Raw genomic sequence first — 25863 nt, 5'->3', positions numbered from 1 at the left:
ATGGATTCGGTGCCGGGCATCGTTCAGCGAGTCCGCTTCAGATCGAGCAGCAGTACGCCGGCGATCAGCCAGCCGATCATGCTGATCAGGAAATACAACAAGTCGCGCACATCCAGCACGCCGCGCGAGATCGCGTCGAAATGCTGCAGCATGCTCAGATGCGCGATGGCGTGCACCAGCTTGCGTGGCAGCGCACCCTGAAAAAAGTCCAGCACCTGCGGCTGCCCGGCGAGTATCAACAGCACGCACACGAGGGCGGTGAGGATGAACGCCACCACCTGGCTGCGCGTCAGCGCCGACAGGCAGGCGCCGATGGCGATAAAGGTGCCGGCCATCAACCAGCTGCCCAGGTAACCGGCGGCGATGACGCCGTTGTCGGGCGCACCCAGATAATTGACGGTGATCCAGATCGGAAAAGTCAGCAGCAGCGCCAGGCCGATGAACAGCCACGCCGCCAGAAACTTGCCCAGCATGGCCTGCCACAGCGTCAGCGGCAGCGTCAGCAGCAGCTCCAGCGTGCCGCCCTTGGACTCCTCTGCCCACATGCGCATGGTGATCGCCGGCACCAGGATCAGATACAGCCACGGATGCATCACGAAAAAGGGCTGCAGGTCGGCCTGCTCGCGCTCGTAGAAATCGCCGGCGTAGAACGTGAGCGTGCCGGCCAGCACGAGAAAGATCACCAGAAACACGTACGCCACCGGCGTCACGAAATAGCTGCGCAGTTCGCGACGCATCACCGCCGTGATCGGACTCATGCGCTCACTCCGGCCGCGGCGTCGCGCGCGCAGTCCTGGGTGGTGATCTGACGGAACACTTCGTCGAGGCGGCCGCGCTCCAGCTGGATCTCCGATACCTCCAGACCCTGCTCGCGCAGCAGCCTTTCCACCGGCTCCAGGATGCGTTCGCCGACTTTCGGAAACACCGTGATGCGCCCGTCCAGCGGGTCGACCTCGATCGAGGCCACCTGCGGCAGGCGGCCGAGCATTTCCTGCGACATGCCGCTGCCGGGTGCGCTGAACGACACCGCGCCGTGATAGCGCGACCGCTGCTCGAGCTCAGCCGGCGTCGCGTCGGCCAACAGCCTGCCGCGGGCGATGATCACCACGCGATTGCACAGCGCGTGCACCTCTTCCAGCAGGTGCGTGGAAATCAGGATCGTGCGCTCGCGCGCCATCGTGTCGATCAGCTGCCGCACCGCGTGCTTCTGGTTGGGATCGAGGCCGTCGGTGGGTTCGTCCAGCATCAGCACCGGCGGATCATGCAGGATCGCCTGCGCCAGACCCACGCGCCGGCGCAGGCCCTTGGACAGGGTATCGATGCACAGTCCCAGCACGTCCTCCAGCTGCAGCCGCTGCACCACCTCGTCGAAACGGCGATAGGCGGCATCCGCCGTGAGCCCACGCATGCGCACGATGAACTGCAGAAATTCGCGCACCGTCATCTCGCCATAGCTGGGCGCGCCTTCGGGCAGATAGCCAAGCGCGCGCTTGGCCTTCAGCGGCTCGCGCGACACGTCGTAGCCGCACACGCGGGCGGTGCCCGACGTAGGGATCAGAAAGCCGGCGATCATGCGCATGGCGGTCGACTTGCCGGCGCCGTTGGGGCCGAGCAGGCCCAGCACCTGGCCGGGCTCAACGCGAATGCTCAGCGCATCAACGGCGGTCAGGTGGCCATAGCATCGGGTGAGCTGGTCGGTTTCGATCATGTTCGCGAGAAAAGAGGTTCCAGACGAATCATCGCATGCCCGTAATAACGATCATCGGCGCGCGACCTGCCGCCTCACCAGCGCTAGAGGCTTCAGCATCGGACCGCGTTGCCGGCGGGGCGTTCGCAGGCCAGCCGTCAACCGCCTGGCCATTCCGTAAAAACGAAAGGCTCTTCCTGAGCGGAAGAGCCTTTCGATGGCCAACCTCTGCCGAGCTTACTTGCCGGCGCTGGTGGCCTGCGCAGGGGCCGCGGCCGTGCCGGAAGCCGCCGGAGCGGCGGCAGCCGGGGAATCGCTGTCCGGCGACGGCGGCTGCATGCCGGCTTCCTGCTCCGGCGTCTGCTGCGGCGCATTGGTCACCGGCAGGTAGACCTCGTACTTGGCATACGTGGTGACGTTGCCGCCGGCATCCTTCACTTCAGGCGTGACCAGGATGTCGTACGAACGATTGACGACGTCGTCAAATTTGTAGCCGTGGGTCTGCGCATAAGCCTTCAACATGTCGCGCACTTGCGGCACGCCGGCGAAGGTGCCGTTCCAGACGCCCTTCAGCGCCGAGCCGCCGAACGCCAGTTCGGCGCGCACGTTGCCGTCGATCACCAGACGACCGAAGCGGTCGCGGCTGCCGGGAGCGGCGTTGGCATCTGCCGGCGCCGCAGCCGTGCCCGACTCAGCCGGCGCATCCAGCGAAGGCGTCGTGGCGGCGGTGAGCTGCTGGCTCTGGCCGCCGACGGTCAGCGTGCTGGAATCGATCGGCATGGCAATGTCGAAGGTGAAGGTCTCATCGCCGTAGTTGGTGGTAATCAGCACGCGCGGACCGGTGACGTTGACGCCAAGCTTCTTGGCCGCCGCCTGAATCTGGCCGATGGCCTTCTTGGTGGCGTCGTCCAGGCCGTCCAGACCGTCCTTGCGGGCAATCTGCGTGGAAACAAGCAGCACGGGCGCCTGCTGGGTCTGCGCGATGAACGGAATCAGCTTGCTGTAGTCGATGTTCGGCACCGCCGCCAGCACGTTCTGCAGGTTATTCAGGCTGAACTGGATGAACGAGTCGGGATCGCCGTGGATGTAGAGATTGGCCATGCGGTTGATCAGGTTCCAACCGTACTTCACGTCGTACGACCACTTCACGTCGGTCAGCTGGCCGCGGTTGCCCTGGCGATGCAGGTCGAGGGTGAAGTGCTTGTCCAGACCGCGCCAGGCGTTGTCGACATCCCAGACAATGGACGCGTCCTTAGTGTTGCTGTCGATCTTGTCGAAGTTCGGCGTGGCGCTGGCAATGGTAAGGCCGCCGCTGCCGACTTTCGGATCGGCGCTGTCCCAGCTGACTTCCGCACCAGGGCCGTAGGCCTTGCCGGAGAATTTGAACTCCATCTGCGGATCGTAGGTGTGCAGCACCGAGTAATCCGGGAAGCGATGGAAGTTGTCGAGCACGTCGTAGACCTGACGCATGTCCTTGCCAATAACCAGGGAGCGGTCGATATGACCACTGCCGGGCATGACCACCGCGGCCAGCACACCGAGCACGGCGACGATGACCAGGGCTACAAGAAATTCAAGGGCACGCATCATTCCAGAGTTCTCCGAGCGTCTCTACGCCATACCTAACTAAAGAGGGGTTGCCGGCTGCAGCACCTGTGGGGCCACAGTGACGACGAGGTCCGGCACATGCCGAGCTTACGGATGTTACTTGCTCGCGCGCTTGAACGCCACGACGTTTTCCCCGTCTCGACGAAACGCGCAAACCCAGCTGCGGCGCCCGTGCCAACCCGATCGGCCCGACGCAAACTTCGTCGCGGCGCAGCAAAATACCGGCCGAAAGCAGAGCTGTTCGCCGACGCAGAAACTTGGCGCCTGTTCAAAGTCTCCGCGTGGCCCACGCCGGGAGCTGTTTGCACGCAGACCAAGGAAGAACGGGGAGTGGACGTCCGTCCACGACCGAGTGATGACGCCGGATGGCGGGCAAACAGACCCGGCCCTGCGGGTTGCCTCGCCGTGGCCGCCAGGCGGCAGCGCGAGCTACGTGGAGACTTTGAACAGGCTCTTAGACAATGCCCAGCTCCAGCGCCTTCAGCACCGCGCGGGTGCGGTCGCGCACCCCCAGCTTGGACAGGATGTTGGACACGTGGTTCTTCACCGTGCCCTCGGCCACTTTCAGCGAGTTGGCGATTTCCTTGTTGCTGTAGCCACCGGACAGCAGGCGCAGAATCTCGGTCTCGCGCTCGGTCAGCGGATCGGGCTGCTCCAGGCTGGTGAACTGGTTATGCATCCGCGACACGCCGGCCATCAGACGCTGCGTCACCATCGGCGCCACCAGCGAACCACCGCCGGCCACCGTGCGCACCGCTTCGACCAGTTGCTCCAGCGACACGTCCTTCAGCAGATAGCCGCGTGCGCCGGCCTTCAGGCCCTGCAGCACCAGCTGATCGTCGTCGAAAGTGGTCAGAATAATGGTGGGCGGCAGCTCGCTGCGCGCCGACAGCGCCTGCAGCACCTCGAGCCCGCTCATATTGGGCATGCGCAGATCCAGCAGCACCACGTCCGGCTTGATACGCGGAATGTCCACCACCGCCTGGGCGCCGTCGGCGCATTCGGCAATCACCCGAATATCTTCGGAAAGATCCAGCAGCGAACGCACGCCTTGGCGCACCAGATTCTGGTCGTCGACGAGACAAACGGAAATCATCGCGAATCCTCGGACAAACGTTTCAGACAGCCATGAGCTCGGCGAACGCAGCTCGCAGGACAACGTGTGGATTGATGCTCGATAGACGCAGCCCATCCGGCGACCCTGCCCCGGTCGACGAGGCCCATTCTTGCACGACCGCCGCAGTCGGCGCCCTGTCGGCGCGTCACGATACGCTCAATGCGGGCGGCTCGAAGCGGGTCGGTGCGTGCGCCAGCGCGCTGTGCTCGCCCAGCGGCAGCCGTATCGTCAGGGCAAAACCCTGGCTCATGCCGGTTTCCAGGGTCAGGCTGCCGCCGAATTCCGCCAGCCGCTCGCGCATGCCCGACAGGCCGTTGCCCGGCTCGATCTGCTCCGCCCCGCGACCGTCGTCACGCGCATGCAGGCCGAGCAGGCTGGCGTCGGCATAGGCAAAATTGAGCCACAGGTTGCATGCGGCCGCATGTTTGGCGGCGTTGGTGATGATTTCCTGGGCGCAGCGCAGCAGCACCTGGGCGCGCCGCGGATCCTCCACGCTGAAACGCGGCGGCATGGTCACGTGAATGCTCAATCCAGGGACACCATCGGTGAGGCTGCGCAGGGCCTGGGTCAGATCGATGGCGTCGTCCTGGCGCAGCTCGCTGACCGCCTCGCGCACGTCCGCCAGCAGATGCCTTGCCGTACTCTGCGCCTTGCGCACATGCGCACTGGCAGCTTCGTTGGTGAGATGACTGGCCACTTCCAGATTCAGGCTGAGCGCGGTGAGATGATGGCCGATCAGGTCGTGCAGGTCGCGCGCGATGCGCATGCGCTCGGCGATGCGGCTGGATTCGGCCAGCAGCGCGCGGGTGGCACGCAGTTCGGAGTTGAGCCGCCGCTGCACGTCGCGCTGCTCGGCCTGCTGGCTGGCCACGGTGGAAGTGACAAACACCAGCACGGAAATACCCAGATAGATGCTCGCCTGCAGCAGGCTCAGCGCGATGCTGTGGTCGTACTCGGGAAAGGTGACGAAGACCGCCACCAGGCTCAGTTGCTGCAGCACCAGCCAGGACACACCCAGCCAGAACGGCAGCAGCCACGGCAGCACCAGTGACGCCACCACCATCAGCATCGCGGACAGGCCGCTATGGCTGTACCAGCCCACCGCGACGGCCACTGCCGTCATCAATGTCAGGCCGAGCAGTTTCAGCACCGGATGCCGGCGCGAGCCGAGGTTGCTGGTGAGCAACCAGTACATCAAGCCAAAGACGAGGTAGCACAGCGTCCACAGCAGCAGCGCAAAATTTGGCCGCTGCAGCTGATTCAGACGCTCGGTCGCCCAGTTGGTTATCAGCGGCGTACCCACCGACAGATAGGTGAAAAACCCCGCATAGCGGAGCAGTCGGGTGTGATTGAACATGGGCCAGCGCATGCCGGCATCATTGGCCGTGATGGGGTTTTGCGCAATGCGCAAAAAGTCATGCCTGCCGGCGCAAAATGCCTCCGCCTCGGGATGAAAGAGGCGTGGCGACGCTGCCGGAGCGCTGCCGCGGCGCGGGATGTAAGGCCGCCACCCGCATGCCATAATGGCGGCCTCCACGAGGGTCGGAACCGTCCTCGTTATCGACCCCATCATTGCGGAGCAACGCATGGCTCTTGCCATCCGCGACGTGCACGAGCACGACCTGGACGCCGTACTGGCACTCAACAACACCGCCGGACGTTCCATTCTTGCCCTGGATGCCAGCCGGCTGCGCTACTTCCACGATCACGCCGAATATTTCCGCGTGGCCGAGATCGACGGGAACCTGGCCGGCTTCGTCATCGCCCTGCGCGAGGGCGGCGATTACGAAAGTACCAACTACCGCTGGTTCGCCGCGCATTACCCGCAGTTCGTCTATATCGATCGCATCGTCATCGCCAACGCCTACCGTCGCCACGGCCTGGGCCGCATCTTCTATTCCGACGTCAACAGCTACGCCGAAGTACGCGTGCCGCTGATGACCTGCGAGGTGTTTCTGGAGCCGCGCGACGACGTGGTCGTGCTGTTCCACGGCACCTACGGCTTTCAGGAAGTGGGCCAGCAGCGCATGGGCGAGGACGGCCCGCAGGTCAGTCTGCTGGCCAAGGATCTTCCCAGCTACAGCTACGTTCGCGAAACCTGGCTCGATCACGGCGGCCTGCCCGACGTGCCGTGGCTGGCGGAAAGCCCGCGCCTGATGTCCTCGATCAATCTCTCACCCCGTCCCACATCATCGTCCGGAGAAACCCGCTGATGAACGCCAAAGCGGAAACTTCCGAGGCCTGCGACCTGCGCTTCGGCCAGGTCGGCATCGCCTGCGTACGCGTGCGCCGCGTCGATGCCGCAGCGCTGTGCGAAGAGCTGGAGCGACGCGTGCGCTCGGCACCGGCGATGTTCGCCCGCGCTGCCGTGGTGCTGGACCTCAGCCACCTGCTGAACCTGCCCGATGACGGCGCCGTCGACGCCCTCCTTGAAGCCGTGCGCAGCGCGGGCATGCTGCCGGTCGGCCTGGCTTACGGCACCAGCGAGACCGAAGCCCTGGCCAAGCGCATGGGCCTGCCGCTGATTGCCAAATTCCGCGCGGCCTACGAGCCGGTGGCAGGGGCGGCGCCCATGGAGGAGCCGGCGCCACGCACGAAAGCTAAAGCGCGCGAGCACGCTCAGCCCGAGCCCGATCTGCGCGAGCCGATTCTGTCGGCGCCGGCGCCCGGCACGTCGATCGGCGCCCAGCATCACCTGGGCGCGGTGCGCTCGGGCCAGCAGATTTACGCCCGCGACCGCGATCTGATCGTCACCGGTGCGGTCGCCAACGGCGCCGAAGTCATCGCCGACGGCCATATTCACATCTACGGCAGCCTGCGCGGCCGCGCCATGGCCGGCGCGCAGGGGGACGAAAAGGCGCGCATCTACATTTCCGACTTTCGCGCCGAACTGGTGGCCATTGCCGGGCAATATCGGGTCTTTGAACAAATTCCTGACGACCTCGAGGGCCAGTCCGTGCAATGCTGGCTTGATGGTGAAAAGCTGCTGATCGCCAAACTGTGACAATCCGGGTGCAATCCACCCGGCCGCGAACCAACGCCAACAACAAATTATAAAAATATCCCGGAGATGAGCCATTGACTGCTGAGATTATCGTCGTCACTTCCGGCAAAGGCGGCGTCGGCAAGACGACCACCAGCGCCTCCCTCGCCACCGGCCTGGCCATGGCGGGCAAGAAAGTCGCCGTGATCGACTTCGATGTCGGCCTGCGCAACCTCGACCTGATCATGGGCTGCGAGCGGCGCGTGGTGTACGACTTCGTCAACGTCGTGCACGGCGAGGCCACGCTCAAGCAGTCGCTGATCAAGGACAAGCGCCACGAGAATCTTTTCGTGCTGGCGGCGAGCCAGACCCGCGACAAGGACGCGCTGACCCAGGAAGGCGTCGAGAAAGTGCTCGACGGCCTGTCCGAGGACGGCTTCGACTACGTCGTGTGCGACTCCCCGGCCGGCATCGAGAAGGGCGCGCACCTGGCGATGTATTTCGCCGATCACGCCGTGGTCGTGGTCAACCCGGAAGTGTCCTCGGTGCGCGACTCCGATCGCATCCTCGGCCTGCTCGCCAGCAAGACGCGGCGCGCCGAGCGCGGCGAAAAGCCGATCACCCAGCATCTGCTGCTGACCCGCTACAACCCGGCCCGCGTCGCCATCGGCGAGATGCTCAGCGTAAAGGACGTCGAGGAAATTCTCGGCATCAGCGTGGTCGGCGTGATTCCCGAATCGGAAAACGTGCTGACTGCGTCGAATAACGGCATCCCGGTGATCGTCGACGCCAATTCGCTCGCCGGCCAGGCCTACAGCGACACGGTGGCCCGCATCCTCGGTGAAGAACGGCCGCTGCGCTTTATCGACGTGCCGAAGAAAGGCTTTCTCCAGCGCGTATTCGGAGGTTGATCACGATGGGCATTCTGGATTTCCTGAAGCGCAAGGGTGAACCCACCGCCAACGTGGCCCGCGAACGCCTGCGCATCATCGTGGCGCAGGAGCGCTCCAACCGCGGTGCGCCCGACTACCTGCCAATGATGCGCAGCGAGCTGCTCGAGGTGATCAAGAAATACGTCCACGTCGATATCGAAGCGATCAGCATCAAGCTGGAGCAGGACAGCGGCCACGAGATCCTCGAACTTTCCGTGGCTCTGCCGGACGGCAAGGCGACCGGCAAGAGCGACGCCGCGGCCAGCTGAAGTCAGCGGGGCCGGAGCGCTGACGTCCGGCACGCCTTGTGATCTGGCAACACTTCATGCATCCCCAAACCCTTACCGGCGAGACACCCAGCGAGCTGATCGGCAGCGATCCAGCTGACACCGTGATGCGCATGGCTCAGATTGGATTCGACGCGCCCGCGGCCCTGCTCGCCAGCTTCGGCCTGAGGCTAGAACGCGTGGCCGACGACACGCCGATCCCCGGCAGCTTCTGGGGCGACGAGGAAGCCGGCATCATCGGCACCACAGTCTATGCGCGCGACGACACGCCAGTACACTCGTTACTGCACGAAGCCGGCCACCTTATCGTTCTGCCGAAAGAAAGACGTCCAGACGTCCATACCGACGCCACCGATTCCATCGAGGAAGAGGACGCCACCTGCTATCTGCAGATCGTACTGGCCGACCGCCTGCCCGGCGTCGGGCGTGAACGGCTCATGGCCGATATGGATGCCTGGGGCTACTCGTTCCGACTGGGCTCGACGCGCGCGTGGTTCGAACGCGATGCCGGCAGCGCGCGCAATTTTCTTGCCGAACGCGACCTGCCCTGCTGAGCGGCAACATCGATCGGCGTCCGACGGCAAAAGCCGCCCTGCCACCTGCTAGTGTTGACCGCTGATTTTTGTCACGGCGCTGTTTGGCGCCTTTGCCCGGGGAGTGGAATGATGAACAAACTTTCGTACGCGCTGATCGGCGCGCTTGCCGTTACGGCTTTTGGGAATTCCGTCGCAGCAGCGCAGGCAACTCCCGCCCCCGCAGCATCGTCCACGGCGGCAGCCGACCAGGCATTCACCCGCCTGGCGGACAGCTATTTCGACAGCTACTACTTCCCCACCAACCCGACCATGGCCACCGCCGACGGCCTGCACGACTTCGACACCAGGCTGGAGGACTATTCGCGTGCCGGCGTCGACGCCAATATCAAAACGCTGCAGCAGTGGCAGGCGAAAGTGGCGGCGGTGGATGCCTCGAAACTCGGCGAGCGGGTGCGCGGCGACCGCGAGCTTGTGTTGAACAATATTCGCAGCACTCTGCTCACCCTGCAGACGATAAAGCCGTGGCAGAAAAATCCGGACGTCTATTCCAGCGGCATCACCAACAGCGCCTTCACTCTGATGGAGCGCAAGTTCGCCCCGCCGGAAACGCGCCTGCGCGATCTGGTCGCCCGCGAAAAGCTGATGCCCGCCGTACTCGTCGATGCGCGCAAGAATCTGGTCAACCCGCCGCTGATCTACACGCAGATTGCGCTGCAGCAACTGCCCGGCCTGGTGCAGTTCTTCCAGAAGGACGTGCCATCGGCCTTTACCGACGTCAGCGATGCGGCACTGAAAAAGCAGTTCGCCGACAGCAACGCGGCGGTGATCCAGTCGCTGCAGGATTATCAGAACTGGCTGAAGACCGATCTGCTGCGGCGCTCGCACGGCGACTTCCGCATTGGCGCTGCAGCGTTCCGCGACAAGCTCAAGTACGACGAGATGGTCAACATCCCGCTGGATCAGCTGCTGGCCATCGACATGGCCAACATGAAGCAGAACCAGCAGGCCTTTGCCGACGTCGCCAAACAGCTCGACCCCGGCAAGACGCCGCAGCAGGTGCTGGCCGAGCTGGGCTCGGACTATCCGGCCGCCGACAAGATCCTCGATACCTTCCGCGGCACGTTCGACAAGCTGGTCGGCTTTATCCAGCTCAAGCAGATCATCACCATCCCCTCCGACGTGCGCCCAATCGTCGAGGAAACACCGCCGTTCATGCGGGCTACTACCTTCGCCTCCATGGATACGCCCGGACCGTACGAGACGGTCGCTAAGGAAGCCTACTTCAACGTCACGCTGCCCGAGCCCGACTGGACCGCCCAGCGGACGAAAGAATTCATGGCGCAGTTCAGCTACCCGGTGATCTCCGCCATCGCCACGCACGAGGCCTATCCGGGTCACTACATCCAGTTTCTGTGGATGCACAAGCTGGACGACCGTTCGCGCAAGTTGCTCGGTGCCACCACCAACGTGGAAGGCTGGGCGCATTACTGCGAGCAGATGATGCTCGACGAAGGGCTGGCCGCTTACGTCTACCCGAACGACAAACGCCGGCAGCTGCTGCTGCGCCTCGGCCAGCTGCAGGATGCGTTGCTGCGCAACGCCCGTTTTGTCGTCGGCATCAAGCTGCACACCGGCCAGATGACGATGGATCAGGCGGTCGATTTCTTCGTCAAGCAGGGCTACCAGTCGCGAGCGGTCGGCGAGGTGGAAACCAAGCGCGGCACCTCCGACCCGACGTATCTGTATTACACGCTGGGCAAGCTGCAGATCCTGAAGCTGCGCCAGGATGTGGCAGCAAAGGAAGGCAAGAACTTCAACCTGCAGCAGTTCCACGACAGATTCATGCAGCAGGGTTTCGCGCCGATCGCGATCGTGCGCGAGGCAATGCTGCACGACAAGTCGCCGACGCTCTGACGTTCTCCATCGGGCAAGGCCATCGCGCAAGGCCGGACTCTCGCCGCGCGCGATCATTACTCACAGCGGCTCGGCGATCTCCGCCTGCAGCGTCACGCTGGCATCGGCCGCTGCCAGCGGCAGTGCGGCCGAACGTTTGCAGACGCTGCCGTACCACCACCACGACAGCACGCCGGTCACGCTCAGCGTCGAGGCGCCCAGCGCCAGCCGCAGCATGCTGCCGGAGAGCAGCGGCGAGATCACGCCGGCCACGGCGCTGCACAGCAGCAGGCTGGCAAAGGCCTGCACCGACGAAATGCCGCCGCGCTGGCTCGAGAAACGGTCCAGCAAGAGCAGGGTCAGGGTTGGGAACGCCAGCTGCACGCCGATGCCTTCCAGGGTCAGCGGCAGCATCGACCATGGCAGCCTCGGCTCAGGAAACACCAGCGCGAAAACGATGTGCAAGGCGCACGCCAGCAGCATCGCGGCATAGCCCAGGTTCACCGTAAAGCGCGCGCTGCGCCGCTCGGCCATGCGCCCCGACAGCCATGCGCCGCCGACCAGCCCGAACACCACCGGCATGAACAGCCAGGGGAATCCGGCCGCCGACAGATGCAGCAGCTCGCGCACGATGCGCGGCGCCGACGAAATGTACAGAAACAGCCCCGCGAAATTCACCGAGCTGGAAATCAGCAGCGGCCAGAACGCGCGATCTCGGCCAAACGACGCGTATCCGGCCAGCAGCGGCCGGGGCGAAAACGACGTGCGCCGCGAGGGTGGATGCGTCTCGTCCAGCAGCAGCAACAGCGCCAGCGACAGCAGCGCGGTGAACGCCGTCAGCACCCAGAAGATGCCGTGCCAGCCGTCAAACGTCAGCAACAGTGCGCCGACCATCGGTGCGATCACCGGCGCCACGCCGAAAATCATCATCACCCGCGACATCAGCCGCTGCGCATCGGCGCCCTCGAGGCTGTCACGAATGATCGCGCGCCCCACCACCAGCCCCGCGCCGGCGCACATGCCCTGCAGGCCGCGACACGCCAATAGCGTGGGAAACGAGGTCGACATCGCCGCGCCGGCCGACGCAAGCGCATACACCAGCATGCCGGTCGCGATCACGGGCTTGCGGCCGATCGCGTCAGAGATTGCGCCGTGGAACAGACTCATCGACGCATACATGACGAGATACACGCTGATCAGCTGCTGCAGCGCCGCGTCGTCCACACGGAAGTGCGCGCCGATCAGCGGGAACGCCGGAAACACCGCGTCGATCGAAAACGGCCCGATCATCGACAGCGCGGCAAGCAGCCAAGGCAGGCTGCGGCGCACGGTGCGCTGGGAAGAGTTCATGACGGGATCGACCATGCGCGGAGAAAACGGTGCTCAGTATATCGACCCCTGGCGACCAACTCGCTTGACGATGCGCCGCCCATATCGACTAGGATACGGAACCGATCAAAGCAACGATCCTGGGAGATGGCATGCCTCCCGTTCTGTCCGGTCTCAGTCCGCGGCAGAACGAACCGCCTTACGCACGATCTTCAGCTAACGAGGTCAGCGACGAGGTTGATGATGCCTGCACCACCGGCTTCCGGCGGCGCAGGCATGCCTGTGATCGCGGCAACCGGACATTTTGGCTTTCTGTCAGGAGACGTGTCATGGGTTTCACCGGGTTTGTTGCGGTCGGCGTGGGCGGCGCCCTCGGCTGCTGGCTGCGCTGGATTCTGGGCAGCTTTCTCAATCAGCTGTTTCCCACTTTGCCGCCCGGCACGCTGGCGGCCAACCTCATCGGCGCCCTGATCATGGGCTGCATGCTGGGCGTGCTCGATCAGTTCCAGGCGCTGCCGGTAGCCGTGCGGCTGTTCGTGATGACCGGTTTTCTTGGCGGCCTGACCACGTTTTCCACGTTTTCGGCCGAGGCGACGCTGCTGCTCATGCGGCAGCAGTATTTCTGGTTCAGCGCTCACATCGCCGTGCATCTGGTCGGCTCGCTGAGCATGACCGTGCTCGGCCTTACGCTCACCCGCAGCCTGCTGCGTCACTGATCCCGAGCTTGCCATGAATGGCGTAACCAGTTCGAGGAGCTTGCCATGAATGGTGTAACTAATTCGAGGAGATGGCCATGAATGAAAAAAACCTGCAGCAGGGCGTACACCTGTATTTTTACTGCCATGCGCATACCAAACACGACGGCATGCTGCTGACGGAATGGTTGCTGGAACAGGCCAAGAAACACGGCCTGGGCGGCGGCTCGGTCTTTCGCGCCACTGCCGGCTTCGGCCGCAACGGCGTATTGCACGAGGAGCAGTTCTTCGAGCTGGCCGACAACCTGCCGGTAAAGGTCGAGTTCCTGCTCGGCGACGCGCAAGCTGACGCCCTGGTGCAGATGGTCAGCGAAGCCGGCGTCGACGCCGTCTATGCACGCTCGCCGGCAAGCTTTGCGGTGCTCGGTAAAGCCTAGGGGCGCCGGCGACGCTGCGACTTTTTCACCGTGACCTGCATCACCACACCCGGACTCCCCTGAGGAACGCATGAGTCAGGACACTCTCAAAGAGCGCGCCAGCGCCTTGCTCGAACTGGCCGATATCCGCCTCGACGGCAACCGTCCCACCGATCTGCGCGTCCGCGACGAACGGCTCTACGCCCGCGTGTTTGCGCACGGCTCGCTGGGCCTGGGCGAATCCTATATGGACGGCTGGTGGGATGCCGACGACCTGCCCGCGCTTTGCACACGCCTGCTGACCGCTGGGCTGGATCAGGAGCTCAAGACGCTCGACACCCTGCTGGCGCATCTGAAGGCGCGCTTCCTCAACCTGCAGCGCGGCGAGCGCGCGTTCGAAGTCGGCAAGGTGCACTACGACCTCGGCAACGATCTGTTCCACGCCATGCTGGGCAAGCGGATGGTGTACTCCTGCGGCTACTGGGCCGCAAGCGACAACCTCGACGATGCGCAGGCCGCCAAGCTTGACCTGGTCTGCCGCAAGCTGCAGCTCAAGCCGGGCCAGCGTGTGCTCGATATCGGCTGCGGCTGGGGCGAGGCGCTGAAGTACGCCGCGGAGCATTACGGCACCGCCGGCGTCGGCGTCACCATCTCGCAGGAACAGGCCGAGTACGCCCGTCAGTTGTGCGCCGGCCTGCCGGTGGAGATCCGCCTGCAGGATTATCGCGAGGTCGACGAGACGTTCGACGCGGTGTATTCGATCGGCATGTTCGAACATGTCGGGCGTCGAAACTACCGCACCTATTTCGAAACGGTGCGGCGCTGCCTGAAGGACGACGGCCTCTCGCTGCTGCACACGATCGGCAGCAACGGCGCGCCGGCGCAAACTGACCCGTGGATCGAGAAATACATCTTCCCCAACTCGATGATTCCGGCCGCCAGCGAAGTCAGCGCCGCGCTGGAAGATCTGTTTGTCGTCGAGGACTGGCACAACTTCGGCGCCGACTACGACCGCACGCTGACCGCCTGGCGCGACAATATCGAAGTCGCGTGGCCCAACCTGCCGGCCAGCTACGACGAACGCTTCCGTCGCATGTGGCGCTATTACCTGGCCGTCTCGGCGGCGGTATTCCGCAGCCGCCGCGACCAGCTGTGGCAGCTCACGCTGAGCCCGCACGGCGTCGCTGGCGGCTATCGGGTGCCGCGCTGACCGGTCATGCGCATGACTTGAGGCACATCCGGGTGAGTCCGTAACCACCTAACCTCGCGCTGGTCATCAAGACGCCAGAGGACACGGATGTGGAATCAGACAAGCGCATCGCGCGGACCGCAGGCCTGCTGTACCTGGTCGTTGTGATCGCCGGCATATTCAGCCTAGTCTATGTGCCCTCGCAGATCGATACGCACACCGATCCGCTGGCGACGGCCGCCCACATCACGGCCTCGGCATCGCTGTTCCGCTGGGGCGCCCTCAGCGAGCTGATCATGGTGCTGGCGTTTCTGCTGCTGCCCCTTGCCCTGTATCGACTGTTGCACCGGGTGAACAGAAATCTCGCCGGGCTGATGGTGCTGCTTGTGACCGTGAGCGTGCCGATCTCGATCATCAACGTGATGCACAAGCTGGATATCCTGTCGCTGCTCGGCGGCGGTGCGCTATCGCAGATGTTCACAAACGTGCAGTTGAGCGAAGCGGTGATGATGCATCTGTTGGCCTATCGCAACGGCATGCTCGCCTCCGAGATTTTCTCGGGGCTGTGGCTGTTGCCGTTTGGCTATCTTGTCCTCAAATCAAGGTTTCTTCCGCGAACTCTCGGTACGCTTTTGATGCTGGGAGGCTTCGGCTACCTCATCGACTTTTGTGCAAGCCTTGTTCTCCCCGGCTACGGCAAAACCGCGCTCCCGGATTTTATCCTGTTGCCCGCAAGCGTCGGGGAAATCGGCATCTGCCTGTGGTTGATCATTGTGGGTACCAGACAGGGACAGGCCGTCACCACCAGACCATGGAGGAGCGCATGAATCGTCCCTCGAGTCGCGGCACGCTGGAGGATTTTAGAGTACCGGTGAAGGTGACGCTGTCCGCTCTGTGGACGGCCGTGATGTTCTGCTACGTCTACGGCGACTATTTCGGCCTCTACGTTCCCGGACAGCTGCAAGGCATGCTGGCGGGAAAGATGGGGCCGCTCGGTCCGACCACTCAAGGCGTGCTGCTTGGAACCAGCATCATGCTGGCCATACCTGGTCTGATGGTCTTCCTGTCGCTGGCGTTGAAGCCTGTCCTCAGCCGCTGGACGAACATCGCCATGGGTGCGCTCTACACGCTCATCATGCTTGCCACGATGCCCGGCGCCTGGACGTTCTATATCTTTTTCGGCGCGGTGGAAGTGATCCTCACTTCCCTGGTGATGTGGCACGCGTGGCGTTGGCCTCGACAGACTGCCAGCGGCTTGCCAGCGGGGGATTGAACTCCGCCATTGCCTGCCCCGACACTGCAGGCATGAAGACCACCATGCTCGTCCGCCCGCTCGCCGCCCTTTTCACGCTACTCGTCAGCCTGCCGGCGACGGCGCAGCCCGCGCTGTGGGAGGTGAAAAGCGCACAGTCCACGGTCTATCTGTTCGGCACCGTGCATTTGCTGCCCAGCGATACCGACTGGCGCTACCCGGCGCTGGACAAGGCGCTGGCCGCCAGCGATTCGCTCACCATCGAGCTGACCGACGACGACCCGGCGCACATGCAGGCGCTGGTGATGAAGTACGGGCTCGACCCTTCACACCCTTTGTCGGCCGAGCTGACCGCGGCCGAAAACACGACGCTGGCCAAGGCCGCGCAGACGGCCGGCGTGCCCGGCGGCGAGCAGACGCTGGAGATGATGCGGCCATGGCTGGCGGCGCTGACGCTCGGCATGGCACCGCTGATCAAGGCCGGTTTCGATCCGGCCCACGGCGTCGACAAGCTGCTGCAGGCGCAGATGATCAAGGCCGGCAAGCCGGTCAACGGGCTGGAAACCTCGGAGCAGCAGATCGGCTTTCTGGCCAACCTGCCGCAGCCCCTGCAGCTCGATTTCCTGCGCGACACGCTGCACGACGTCGACAAGGACAGCAGCGAGCTGACCGGCCTGATCACCGCCTGGAAAAACGGCGACACCGACGGCATCGCCCACCTCGAAGACGACGACGTGCGCAAGCAATCACCCGAGCTGTACAAGACGCTGATCGTCGATCGCAACAAGGCCTGGGCCACGAAAATCGCAGCGCTGCTGCAGCACCCCGGCACCGTACTCATCGCCGTCGGTGCAGCCCATCTGGCCGGCCCGGACAGCGTGCAGGCGCAGCTGAAAGCGCTGGGCATCCAAACGCAGCGGGAGTAGGCCCAAACGCTTCAGTCGCCGGGCTCTCGCGACGCTTCCCGGCCAGCCCAAACAGCCCATGGCCCCAGCCATTTCTACAAGAACCGACCCGTTTCTGGCACCATCGTCCGGCTGATCGCGCGATTCGCGCGCCACCGATTGATGGCATCACATGAACCTGCAAGCCAATTACGAACAGATCCCGCTGAAGGAATACGCCGAGCGGGCCTACCTCGACTATTCCATGTACGTGGTGCTGGACCGCGCCCTGCCCTTCGTCGGCGACGGCCTGAAGCCGGTACAGCGGCGCATCATCTACGCGATGAGCGAGCTGGGCCTGGCGGCCACGGCGAAACCGAAGAAGTCCGCCCGCACCATCGGCGACGTGATCGGCAAGTTCCATCCGCACGGCGACAGCTCCTGCTACGAAGCGATGGTGCTGATGGCCCAGCCGTTCTCGTATCGCTATCCGCTGGTCGACGGCCAGGGCAACTTCGGCTCGCCGGACGACCCGAAGAGCTTCGCCGCGATGCGCTACACCGAATCGCGCCTGAGCCCGATTGCCGAGGCGCTACTGGGTGAGCTGGGCCAGGGCACGGTCGACTGGGTGCCGAACTTCGACGGCACCATGGAAGAGCCCAGCTGGCTGCCTTCGCGCGTGCCGCACGTGCTGCTCAACGGCTCGATGGGCATTGCCGTGGGCATGGCCACCGATATCCCGCCGCACAATCTGCGCGAGCTGGCCAGCGCCTGCATCCGCCTGCTGGACGACCCCGACGCCACCGTCGCCGACCTGTTCGAGCACGTGCGCGGACCGGACTACCCGACCGAGGCGGAGATCATCACCCCGCGCGCCGACCTGCTGACGATGTACCAGACCGGCGGCGGCTCAGTGCGCGCCCGCGCGGTGTACCAGCGCGAGGAGGGCAACGTCGTCATCACCGCGCTGCCGCACCAGGTCAGCCCGTCGAAGATCCTCGAACAGATCGCGGCGCAGATGCGCGCCAAAAAGCTGCCGATGATCGAGGATCTGCGCGACGAGTCCGATCATGAAAACCCGACCCGGCTGGTGATCGTGCCGCGGTCCAGTCGCGTCGATGCCGACGAGATGATGCAGCACCTGTTCGCCACCACCGATCTGGAAAAGAGCTTCCGCGTCAATCTCAACATGATCGGCCTGGACGGCCGCCCGCAGGTCAAGGATCTCAAGCGCATCCTCAGCGAATGGCTGGTGTTCCGCACAAGCACGGTCACGCGCCGGCTCGAGCATCGGCTGGCCAAGGTCGAGCGCCGCCTGCACCTGTTGGAAGGCCTGCGCATCGCCTACCTCAACCTCGATGAAGTGATCCGCATCGTGCGCACCGAGGACGAGCCCAGGGACGTGCTGATGGCGCGCTTCAAGCTCAGTGAGGAGCAGACCGACTACATTCTCGAAACCCGCCTGCGCCAGCTGGCCCGGCTCGAGGAGATGAAGATCACCGCCGAGCGCGACCAGCTCGAAGAGGAGCGTGCCAAGATCAACGTGCTGCTGAAATCACCGGCCAAACTCAAGAGCCTGATCAAGGACGAGCTGCGCGCCGACGCCGCCAAGTTCGGTGACGACCGCCGCTCGCCGCTGGTGCAGCGCGGCGCCGCGCAGGCGCTGGACGAAAGCGCGCTGGTGGTCAGCGAACCGGTCACCGTGGTGCTGAGCCAGAAGGGCTGGGCGCGCGCGGCCAAGGGCCACGACGTCGACGCCGAGGGCTTGAACTACCGCGACGGCGACGGCCTGCTGGCCTTCGTCAAGGCGCGCACCACGCAGCAGGTGGCGTTTATCGATTCCACCGGACGCAGCTATTCCACGCCGGCGCATACCCTGCCATCGGCGCGCGGCAACGGCGAACCGCTGACCGGGCGCTTCAGCCCCGCAGGCGGCGCCAGCTTCGACGCGGTGATTGCCGGCGACAACGACACCCGCCTGATCATCGCCAGCGATTTCGGCTACGGCTTCGTCACCCGCTTCGAATCGCTCACCGGCCGCAACAAGGCCGGCAAGCAGATCATCAGCCTGACCGACAAGGCCAAGGTGCTGGCCCCGCAGATCAGCGCCGACCCCGCGCGCGACCGCGTCGTGGTGGTCACCACCGAAGGCCACCTGCTGATGTTCTCGGTCGCCGAGCTGCCCGAGCTGGACAAGGGCAAGGGCAACAAGCTGATCGAGATCCCCAAGGCCAAGCTCGCCTCCGGCGACGAGCGCGTGGCCGGCGTGGCCGTGGTCAGCGAGGGCAAGGGTGAAGTCACCCTTTACGCCGGGCAGCGTAAACTCACGCTCAAGTGGTCGGATCTGGTCGAGTACGGCGGCAATCGCGCCACGCGTGGTGGCCTGCTGCCGCGCGGCCTGCGTCGGGTCGAGCGGATCGAGACCACGGGTTAAGGTGAAGCGGCAGCGGCAGGAACTTCCTGCCGCGCCGCGCTTTCCAAGATGGACGTGTACACGCTGAGCCAGCCGGCGCGTGGTACCCGTCATGCCCCCGGAGCACGTATGAACATCAAGCCATTATTCCTTGCCTCGGCCATCAGCCTGCTGGCGAGCTCCGCGTGGGCGCAATCCTCTACCCAGCCGCTCAACCTGAAGCTGCCGGCCAACCTGCCCGCCTCCAGCAGCACCGCGGCGACGCCGGCGTCCAGTTCTTCATCGTCATCGAAGTCGGCATCGACCGCCGCAACGGCTGGCCGCAACGGCAGCGCCAATAACGCAGCGGCAGCCAACAACCCGCCGATCAGCACCACGCCGGGCGTCTATTACGGCGACACCAGCGGCCGCCTGGGCGACAACGACACGGCAGACAGCCAGCGCTGTGACGATTCGAAGTACGACAAGGCCCAGGTGCACGGCGCGGTGAGCACCGGTGTAGCCAGCGGTGGCGGCCTGGGCACCAGCACGTACGAAGGCGCCACGATCAACGTGACCAAGGCATTTGGCGATTGCGATCATCCGTCCGGCGGCGTCAGCTTTTCGATCAGCGTGGACCAGAGCCACTTCGGCGGCGGCCGCTACGGCAATTACCGCGGTTATTAATCGCGGGCGCAATCGCTTCAGAATCCGCTTTTACAGCCTGGTGAATGACCAGGACTGCATGCGCCCGTCGCGATACGGCATGACGCCGTGGAACGGCCGCGTATCCTCATCAAACAGCAGCGGCAAAAAATGCCGGTCGCCTTCCCACATGGGTAACGACATCAGCTGGTCACGCGCGACCCATTCCAGCGTGCCCTCGTCGTTGCTCTGGAACGCCGTGCCGGCGTAACTATCGATCAGAAAAATAAAGCCCAGCCAGTCCTCGCCGTTCTTGCCGAAGCCCGGCCAGTTGAGCGTGCCGCGCAGCTCCATCGATTCGCAGGTGATGCCGGCCTCCTCGAAAATCTCGCGCCGCATGCAGGCGGCGATATCCTCACCCGGCTCCATCTTGCCGCCCAGGCCGTTGTACTTGCCCAGGTGCTGATCATCCGGGCGCGCGTTGCGATGAATCATCAGCACCTTGCTGCGATCCGGCGAGAGCACGTAGCCCAGCGTGGCCACGATCGGGGTGTAAGGCATGGGGAGCGCCATCGGTAAAACCCGGAGTTTAACGGCAGATATCGCACGATGCCGCAGTAAGCGCTGAATGATCGACGCCGCCAGACTTGCGCAGACCCTGCCGGCCGGCGACCATCGGAGCATGCGTTATCTGCCTTCGTCTTTTTTAGCCAACCCGCCGCCCTGCCCGCGCTTGCTGCGCCGGGGGTTTCTGTCTCTGTTGCTGGCCAACCTGCTCGGCTGCACCTCGCCGGCGCAGGCTGTCGACAGCAGCGAGCTGGCGTTTGACGGGCAGACCTATCGCGTCGTGCACATCGATCTGAAGCGCGAAAAATTGAGCTTGCACTGGCGCGATCCGCAAAGCGCGCAGCCGTTTGGCAGCATCGAGGCGCTGCGCCAGTGGGGCGAGGCGCACGGGCAGCGCCTGCTGTTCGCCGCCAACGCCGGCATCTACGACAAGCAGTCGGCCCCGCTCGGGCTTTATGTCGAAAACGGCAAGACGCTCGTGCCGCTGAACCTCAATCACGGCAATCCCTCCTCGGGCAATTTCTCGCTGCTGCCCAACGGCGTGTTCGCGATCTATCCCGACGGCCACGCGGCCGTGCGCACCAGCAGTGACTTCAAGGCCGATGCGAAGCCGGCACAGTGGGCCAGCCAGTCCGGCCCCATGCTGCTGATCGACGGCAAGCTCAACGAGCAGTTCATCGACGCCTCCGACAGCATGAAGTGGCGCAGCGGCGTCTGCGTCAAAACGCCCAGCGAGGTGATTTTTGCGGTGAGCGAAACGCCGGTGAACTTCCATACGTTTGGACGTCTATTTCGCGACGAGTTGGGCTGCCGCGACGCGCTGTATCTGGACGGCAGCATTTCGCAGATCTACGTCGACGGCGACGGCTATGCCGGGGCACCGAGCATCATGGTGAAGCCATACGCGGGTATCTTCGCCGTGTTTGTCGCGCAATGAGGTCGCTGCGCAGGCACATCGTCCGCAGCCTGCTGGTCGCAATCGTCGTGCTGGTACTTTTTGCCGGTATCGGCAGCTGGTGGCTGCTGGCCGGCAGTCGCGCGCGACTAGAGGGTGAACGTTCCTTCCGCGGCCTGGGTGCAAGCGTCAGCGTCGGCCGAGACGCGCTAGGCACCGTGACCATCGAGGGCACCAACCGCAACGACATAAGCTTTGCGCTGGGCTATGTGCACGCGCAGGAGCGCTTCTTCGAGATGGACCTGATGCGCCGCCTGCCGGCCGGCGAGCTGGCCGAACTGGTGGGTGCGGCCGCGCTGCCCACGGATATCAACCATCGCCGCCATCACCTGCGCGCGGTCGTCGAAGCCGCCTACGCGCAGCTGCCGCCGGAGCAGAAGCATCAGCTAGACCGTTACCGTGACGGCGTCAACGCCGGCCTTGCCGACCTGCGCGTGCGGCCGTGGGAATACCTGCTGTTGAACAGCCGGCCGCAGCCGTGGCGGTCGGAAGACAGCGCGCTGGTGATCGCCGCCATGTACCTGGATTTGAACGGCGACGGCCGCAACGAGCGCGAGCTGCGGCTGGCGCAGATGCGTGCGGTGCTGCCCGGTCCGCTGGTGGATTTTCTGACCGCGCCCGATCCCGACTGGGAGGCACCGCTCGACAATCAGCTGTCGCCGCGCGCCGCCATGCCAGCCGCCGATGTGTTCGATCTCCATCGTCTTGCCACCGTCGCGACGCCAGCCAATCTCACGGCCGCCCTGCTGCCGGCGCTGGACGCACCGCGTCCGGGCAGCAACAGCTTTGCCGTAGCGGGCTCGCTTACCGATACCGGCGCCGCGATGATCGCCAACGACATGCATCTGGGCCTGCGCGTGCCGAATATCTGGTTTCGCGCACGGCTGCGCTATCCCGACGCCAGCGCGCCTAACGGCGAGCGCGACATCAATGGCGTCACCCTGCCCGGCACGCCGGCGATGATCGTCGGCTCCAACGGCCAGATCGCCTGGGGTTTCACCAACAGCTACGGCGACTGGCTGGACTGGGTCCGCGTGCAGCGCGATCCCGCCAACCCGACGCGCTACAAGGTGCCCGAAGGCTGGGCCGACATCGAAGCGCACGACGAACACATTCACGTCAAAGGCCATCCCGACACCGTGCTGAAGGTCGAGGACACGCGCTGGGGCCCGATCATGGCCAGCGATGTCGACGGCGCGCCGCTGGCGCTGGCATGGATCGCCGACCAGCCTCGCGCGTACAACGTCAAACTGATGCAGCTCGAACAGACCACCAGTGCCAACGCGGCGCTCGATCTCGCGCCGCAGTTCGGCATGCCGCCACAGAATTTCGTGGTGGCCGACAGCGCAGGCCATATCGGCTGGACGGTGGCCGGCAACAGCATTCCGCTGCGCGCCCATATCGATCCGCTGCTGCCATCGGACGGGTCCAAGCCCGGCAGCGGATGGCAGGGTTGGGCGTCGCCAGCTCAATATCCGCGCATCGAAAATCCCGCCGATGCGCGTCTGTGGACAGCCAACAACCGCACCGTCAGCAACGATGCATTGGCCCTGCTCGGCAACGGCGGCCACGATCTGGGCGCACGCGCGCAGCAGATTCGCGACGACCTGCGTGCGCAGACTAAATTCGCGCCGAACAACTTGCTCGACGTACAGCTGGACAATCGTGCCGTGCTGCTCACGCGCTGGCAGCAGCTGCTGCAAAAGACGCTGGCCGACACGCAAGACCCTTCGCTGCGGACTCTGCGCCAGCTCACCGCCAGCTGGCGCGGCCGCGCCGACGTCGACAGCGTCGACTACCGCCTCGTGCGCGCCTTCCGCACGCGGGTCACCGAAGCGGTGCTGTCGCCCTTCGTCGCACGGATAAAGACGCGCTATGCCGATTTCACCTGGCCGGCCGAAAACGCGGCCGAGGGTGCGGTCTGGAATCTGATCAGCACGCAGCCGGAGAACTTGCTCGATCCGAGGTACCGCGACTGGCACGCGCTGCTTGTCGAAGCCGCAGCACACGTCGCCAACGAGCTCGGCCAACAGCCCGGCGGCCTCGCCGCGCGTACCTGGGGCGAAAGGAATTGCAGCAACATTCGCCATCCGCTCTCCATCGCCCTGCCCCAGTGGCTGGCGCGGCAGCTCGACATGCCCGACCAGCCGCTGCCCGGCGACAACAACATGCCGCGCGTGGCCGCACCCGGCTTCGGTGCCTCCGAACGCTTCGACGTCGCGCCGGGTCACGAGGCCCAGGGCATTCTCGACATGCCCGGCGGCCAGAGCGACAACCCGCTATCGCCCTATTACGGCGCCGGCCACGAGGACTGGGTCAACGGCAGACCGACGCCGCTGCTGCCTGGGCCCACGCAGCACAGCCTGGTGCTCGAACCGGCTGGTAACGGATGATGGGGTGACAGCACGCGCAGTGTTTTTGCCGATGGCAGACATGCAATAAACAGCCGCCAACGGCAAACTTCTCGGGGGAGAAATTAATGCTTATCGCACTACCGTGTCTGGTCAATACGTTTGCCGCCAGCGGCTTCGTTGCATCGGCGACGGCGAGCGCCGCGCCACTCATCGAATATGCGCGCGGTAGCGGCAAACTTTCACGGTCAACTACGACACCTTTCGAAAGCCATGGCATACAGGAAGAACACGCGTCATGAGGAACCTGCGTTTTTGTTGTCTGGGTATTGGCGCCCTGCTCGCCACCCACGCCTGGGCCGACGGCTGCCAGCTGAAAGACTACGGCACGCTCTCCGTGGAAATGGCCGGCGAAAAAGCCACCACGATGGTGAAGATCAACGGACATGACACACGCTTCATTCTCGACACCGGCGCCTTCTTCAACACCATGTCCAGTGCCAACGCGTCGTCGCTGGGGCTGAGGCTGTTCCCTGCGCCATTTGGCCTACGCATCGGTGGCGTTGGTGGATCGGCGGATGCGCAGGTCACGCATGTCAAAGAATTCGGCATTCTCAACGCCACGCTCAAGAATATCGATTTCATCGTAGGTGGTACCGACACAGGCTACGGACTGCTGGGCGCCAACCTGCTCGATGCCGCCGATCTGGAACTCGATCTGGCCCACGGCAAACTGACCCTGTTCAGCGCCGAACACTGCTCCAAAAAGGTGCTGGCGTACTGGGTCAAGGATGGCCAGTACAACGTTGCCGATATCGACTCGGTCGGCAGCCGCGGCGACCGACGCACGTTTCTCAAGGTGACGATAAACGGCCGCGAGGTGCGAGCGGTGCTCGACTCCGGCGCGGCAGCGACCGTGCTCAGCCGCCCGGCCGCCGAGCGAATCGGCATTGACCTCAACGCGCCGGATGTCAAAACGAGCGGCACGAGCTATGGCATCGGCGCACACCGGGTCAAGACCTGGACGGTGCGCATCGACAAGTTCTCGGTCGGTACCGAAACCATCCAGCACAGCCAGATGCAGGTCATCGACGGGCGCATCGGCGACGGTACCGACATGCTGCTGGGCGTGGATTTTATTCTCGCCCACCACATGTTCATCGCCAACAGCCAGGCAAAAGCCTACTTCACCTACAACGGCGGGCGCGTGTTCTCCTTTGCCGAGGCGCCCAGCGACGGCGCCAAAGCCGATGCCGATGCCGGCAATACGGCCGGCGACAAGGACGCGGCACCGAAAGCAGCGTCCGATTTTGCCCTACGCGGCCAGGCGCACCTGTCTCGCGGCGAATCTGGCGCCGCCATCGCCGACCTGGATGCCGCCATCAAGATGGCGCCGGATGAACCCTCCTACTATCTCGCCCGTTCACGTGCTCACATGGCAGACAAGCAGCACGATGCGGCGGTCGGCGATCTGGACAAGACGCTGAGCCTCGACCCGAAAAATGCCGACGCCCTGCTGCTGCGTGCCGAACTGCGCCTCGCGCACAAGGACCGCGCCGGTGCACTCGCGGACGTAACAGCAGCGAGCGCGCTGGCACCAGCCGGCTCCTCGCAGTCGCGCGCCGTCGCACGCCTCTACATCACGCTGGGACAACCCACTTCAGCACTACCGCTACTCGACGAGTGGATACGCCTGCACAACCGCGATGCCTTGCTCGGCTCCGCACTCAACGAGCGCTGCTGGGCGCGCGCCCTGAGCAACCAGATGCTCGACGATGCACTGGACGATTGCCGCAAAGCCATCAAACGCGACGGCGAAAACCCGGCCTACCTCGACAGCCTCGGCCTGGTGCAACTGCGACTTGGACACTACCCCGATGCCATCAAGGCCTACGAGCAAGCCATACTGCAAATGCCGAAAAACGCGTGGTCCCGCTACGGCCTGGGCCTCGCAAAAATCCGCAGCGGCCAGACCGACCCCGGCAACGCCGATCTCGCCGCCGCACGCGCGCTCGATCCGGAAGTCGAAACACGCGCCGAGAAATATGGGTTGACGGTGGCAGGGCCATAGACGGCCGGAAATAGATAGCTGATGGCGCCGATGTCTTTCACGAAAAGGCGGTTTACTGCGCTCGGTAGATAGAT

Annotated in this window: 24 protein-coding genes; 17 read left to right on the top strand and 7 right to left on the bottom strand. The window is 64.5% G+C overall.

Annotation, left to right across the window (positions count from 1 at the left end; all coding sequences use genetic code 11):
* Window positions 1-23: 23 nt before the first annotated feature.
* The 5 genes from ACDK93_RS05940 to ACDK93_RS05920 form a co-directional block, all read right to left on the bottom strand.
* Window positions 24-758: an ABC transporter permease subunit gene (locus ACDK93_RS05940; protein WP_458071678.1), complete on the bottom strand. Its 735-nt coding sequence runs from the start codon at window positions 756-758 to the stop codon at window positions 24-26.
* The gene (locus ACDK93_RS05935) at window positions 755-1708 is read right to left on the bottom strand and encodes an ABC transporter ATP-binding protein (RefSeq protein ID WP_458071677.1); all 954 of its coding nucleotides are present in this window, start codon (window positions 1706-1708) and stop codon (window positions 755-757) included. Before ACDK93_RS05935 ends, ACDK93_RS05940 begins: the two co-directional genes overlap by 4 nt.
* A gap of 216 nt (window positions 1709-1924) precedes the next feature.
* On the bottom strand, window positions 1925-3277 hold the full coding sequence (locus ACDK93_RS05930; RefSeq protein WP_458071676.1) for a polyketide cyclase: 1353 nt from the start codon (window positions 3275-3277) through the stop codon (window positions 1925-1927).
* A gap of 472 nt (window positions 3278-3749) precedes the next feature.
* On the bottom strand, window positions 3750-4391 hold the full coding sequence (locus ACDK93_RS05925; protein ID WP_458071675.1) for a response regulator: 642 nt from the start codon (window positions 4389-4391) through the stop codon (window positions 3750-3752).
* A gap of 166 nt (window positions 4392-4557) precedes the next feature.
* Window positions 4558-5781, bottom strand: a complete 1224-nt coding sequence (locus ACDK93_RS05920; protein WP_458071674.1) for a sensor histidine kinase — start codon at window positions 5779-5781, stop codon at window positions 4558-4560.
* Window positions 5782-5998: 217 nt separating this feature from the next.
* Here ACDK93_RS05920 and ACDK93_RS05915 point away from each other — a divergent pair, with 217 nt between their 5' ends.
* The 6 genes from ACDK93_RS05915 to ACDK93_RS05890 all read left to right on the top strand — a co-directional run bounded on the left by ACDK93_RS05915 (window position 5999) and on the right by ACDK93_RS05890 (window position 11064).
* Window positions 5999-6625, top strand: a complete 627-nt coding sequence (locus ACDK93_RS05915) for a GNAT family N-acetyltransferase (RefSeq protein WP_458071673.1) — start codon at window positions 5999-6001, stop codon at window positions 6623-6625.
* Window positions 6625-7416: a septum site-determining protein MinC gene (gene minC, locus ACDK93_RS05910; protein WP_458071672.1), complete on the top strand. Its 792-nt coding sequence runs from the start codon at window positions 6625-6627 to the stop codon at window positions 7414-7416. Before ACDK93_RS05915 ends, minC begins: the two co-directional genes overlap by 1 nt.
* Window positions 7417-7490: 74 nt before the next feature.
* Window positions 7491-8306 (top strand): septum site-determining protein MinD, encoded by an 816-nt coding sequence (gene minD / locus ACDK93_RS05905; protein WP_184601448.1) that lies wholly within the window; start codon window positions 7491-7493, stop codon window positions 8304-8306.
* A gap of 5 nt (window positions 8307-8311) precedes the next feature.
* On the top strand, window positions 8312-8596 hold the full coding sequence (gene minE / locus ACDK93_RS05900) for a cell division topological specificity factor MinE (RefSeq protein WP_458071671.1): 285 nt from the start codon (window positions 8312-8314) through the stop codon (window positions 8594-8596).
* 56 nt (window positions 8597-8652) lie between these two features.
* Entirely contained in the window at window positions 8653-9168 is a 516-nt protein-coding gene (locus tag ACDK93_RS05895) for a hypothetical protein (protein WP_458071670.1), read from the top strand.
* 111 nt (window positions 9169-9279) lie between these two features.
* Complete coding sequence (locus ACDK93_RS05890; RefSeq protein ID WP_458071669.1) at window positions 9280-11064, top strand: DUF885 domain-containing protein; 1785 nt, start codon at window positions 9280-9282, stop codon at window positions 11062-11064.
* 60 nt (window positions 11065-11124) lie between these two features.
* On the opposite strand, the gene ACDK93_RS05885 is transcribed toward ACDK93_RS05890, so the two are convergent.
* Window positions 11125-12393: a multidrug effflux MFS transporter gene (locus ACDK93_RS05885; protein WP_458071668.1), complete on the bottom strand. Its 1269-nt coding sequence runs from the start codon at window positions 12391-12393 to the stop codon at window positions 11125-11127.
* A gap of 308 nt (window positions 12394-12701) precedes the next feature.
* Between ACDK93_RS05885 and crcB the strand changes: the two genes are divergently transcribed.
* The 8 genes from crcB (at window position 12702) to ACDK93_RS05845 (ending at window position 19887) form a co-directional block, all read left to right on the top strand.
* On the top strand, window positions 12702-13088 hold the full coding sequence (gene crcB, locus ACDK93_RS05880; protein WP_458071667.1) for a fluoride efflux transporter CrcB: 387 nt from the start codon (window positions 12702-12704) through the stop codon (window positions 13086-13088).
* A 77-nt stretch (window positions 13089-13165) separates the two neighbouring features.
* A complete protein-coding gene (locus ACDK93_RS05875; protein WP_458071666.1) occupies window positions 13166-13504 on the top strand; it encodes a DUF190 domain-containing protein in 339 nt (112 codons plus the stop codon).
* Window positions 13505-13574: 70 nt separating this feature from the next.
* Window positions 13575-14693, top strand: coding sequence for a cyclopropane fatty acyl phospholipid synthase (gene cfa / locus ACDK93_RS05870; RefSeq protein WP_458071665.1), 1119 nt, complete (start codon window positions 13575-13577; stop codon window positions 14691-14693).
* Window positions 14694-14782: 89 nt separating this feature from the next.
* Window positions 14783-15499 (top strand): DUF4386 domain-containing protein, encoded by a 717-nt coding sequence (locus tag ACDK93_RS05865; RefSeq protein ID WP_458071664.1) that lies wholly within the window; start codon window positions 14783-14785, stop codon window positions 15497-15499.
* On the top strand, window positions 15496-15945 hold the full coding sequence (locus tag ACDK93_RS05860) for a DUF6326 family protein (RefSeq protein ID WP_458071663.1): 450 nt from the start codon (window positions 15496-15498) through the stop codon (window positions 15943-15945). The genes ACDK93_RS05865 and ACDK93_RS05860 overlap by 4 nt, the downstream gene beginning before the upstream one ends.
* 44 nt (window positions 15946-15989) lie before the next feature.
* Window positions 15990-16850: a TraB/GumN family protein gene (locus ACDK93_RS05855; protein ID WP_458071662.1), complete on the top strand. Its 861-nt coding sequence runs from the start codon at window positions 15990-15992 to the stop codon at window positions 16848-16850.
* A gap of 151 nt (window positions 16851-17001) precedes the next feature.
* A complete protein-coding gene (gene parC / locus ACDK93_RS05850) occupies window positions 17002-19242 on the top strand; it encodes a DNA topoisomerase IV subunit A (RefSeq protein ID WP_458071661.1) in 2241 nt (746 codons plus the stop codon).
* Between the two features lie 108 nt (window positions 19243-19350).
* Window positions 19351-19887: a hypothetical protein gene (locus ACDK93_RS05845; protein WP_458071660.1), complete on the top strand. Its 537-nt coding sequence runs from the start codon at window positions 19351-19353 to the stop codon at window positions 19885-19887.
* 30 nt (window positions 19888-19917) lie between these two features.
* Here the strand turns inward: ACDK93_RS05845 and ACDK93_RS05840 are convergent, their stop codons facing one another.
* A complete protein-coding gene (locus ACDK93_RS05840) occupies window positions 19918-20406 on the bottom strand; it encodes an NUDIX hydrolase (protein WP_458071659.1) in 489 nt (162 codons plus the stop codon).
* A gap of 121 nt (window positions 20407-20527) precedes the next feature.
* Here ACDK93_RS05840 and ACDK93_RS05835 point away from each other — a divergent pair, with 121 nt between their 5' ends.
* The 3 genes from ACDK93_RS05835 (at window position 20528) to ACDK93_RS05825 (ending at window position 25789) form a co-directional block, all read left to right on the top strand.
* On the top strand, window positions 20528-21349 hold the full coding sequence (locus ACDK93_RS05835) for a phosphodiester glycosidase family protein (protein WP_458071658.1): 822 nt from the start codon (window positions 20528-20530) through the stop codon (window positions 21347-21349).
* Entirely contained in the window at window positions 21346-23760 is a 2415-nt protein-coding gene (locus ACDK93_RS05830; protein WP_458071657.1) for a penicillin acylase family protein, read from the top strand. The genes ACDK93_RS05835 and ACDK93_RS05830 overlap by 4 nt, the downstream gene beginning before the upstream one ends.
* A 256-nt stretch (window positions 23761-24016) precedes the next feature.
* Complete coding sequence (locus ACDK93_RS05825) at window positions 24017-25789, top strand: aspartyl protease family protein (RefSeq protein WP_458071656.1); 1773 nt, start codon at window positions 24017-24019, stop codon at window positions 25787-25789.
* The last annotated feature ends 74 nt before the right edge of the window (window positions 25790-25863 follow it).

Source organism: Rhodanobacter sp. BL-MT-08 (assembly GCF_054161255.1).
This window is presented reverse-complemented; position numbering and strand designations above follow the sequence as displayed.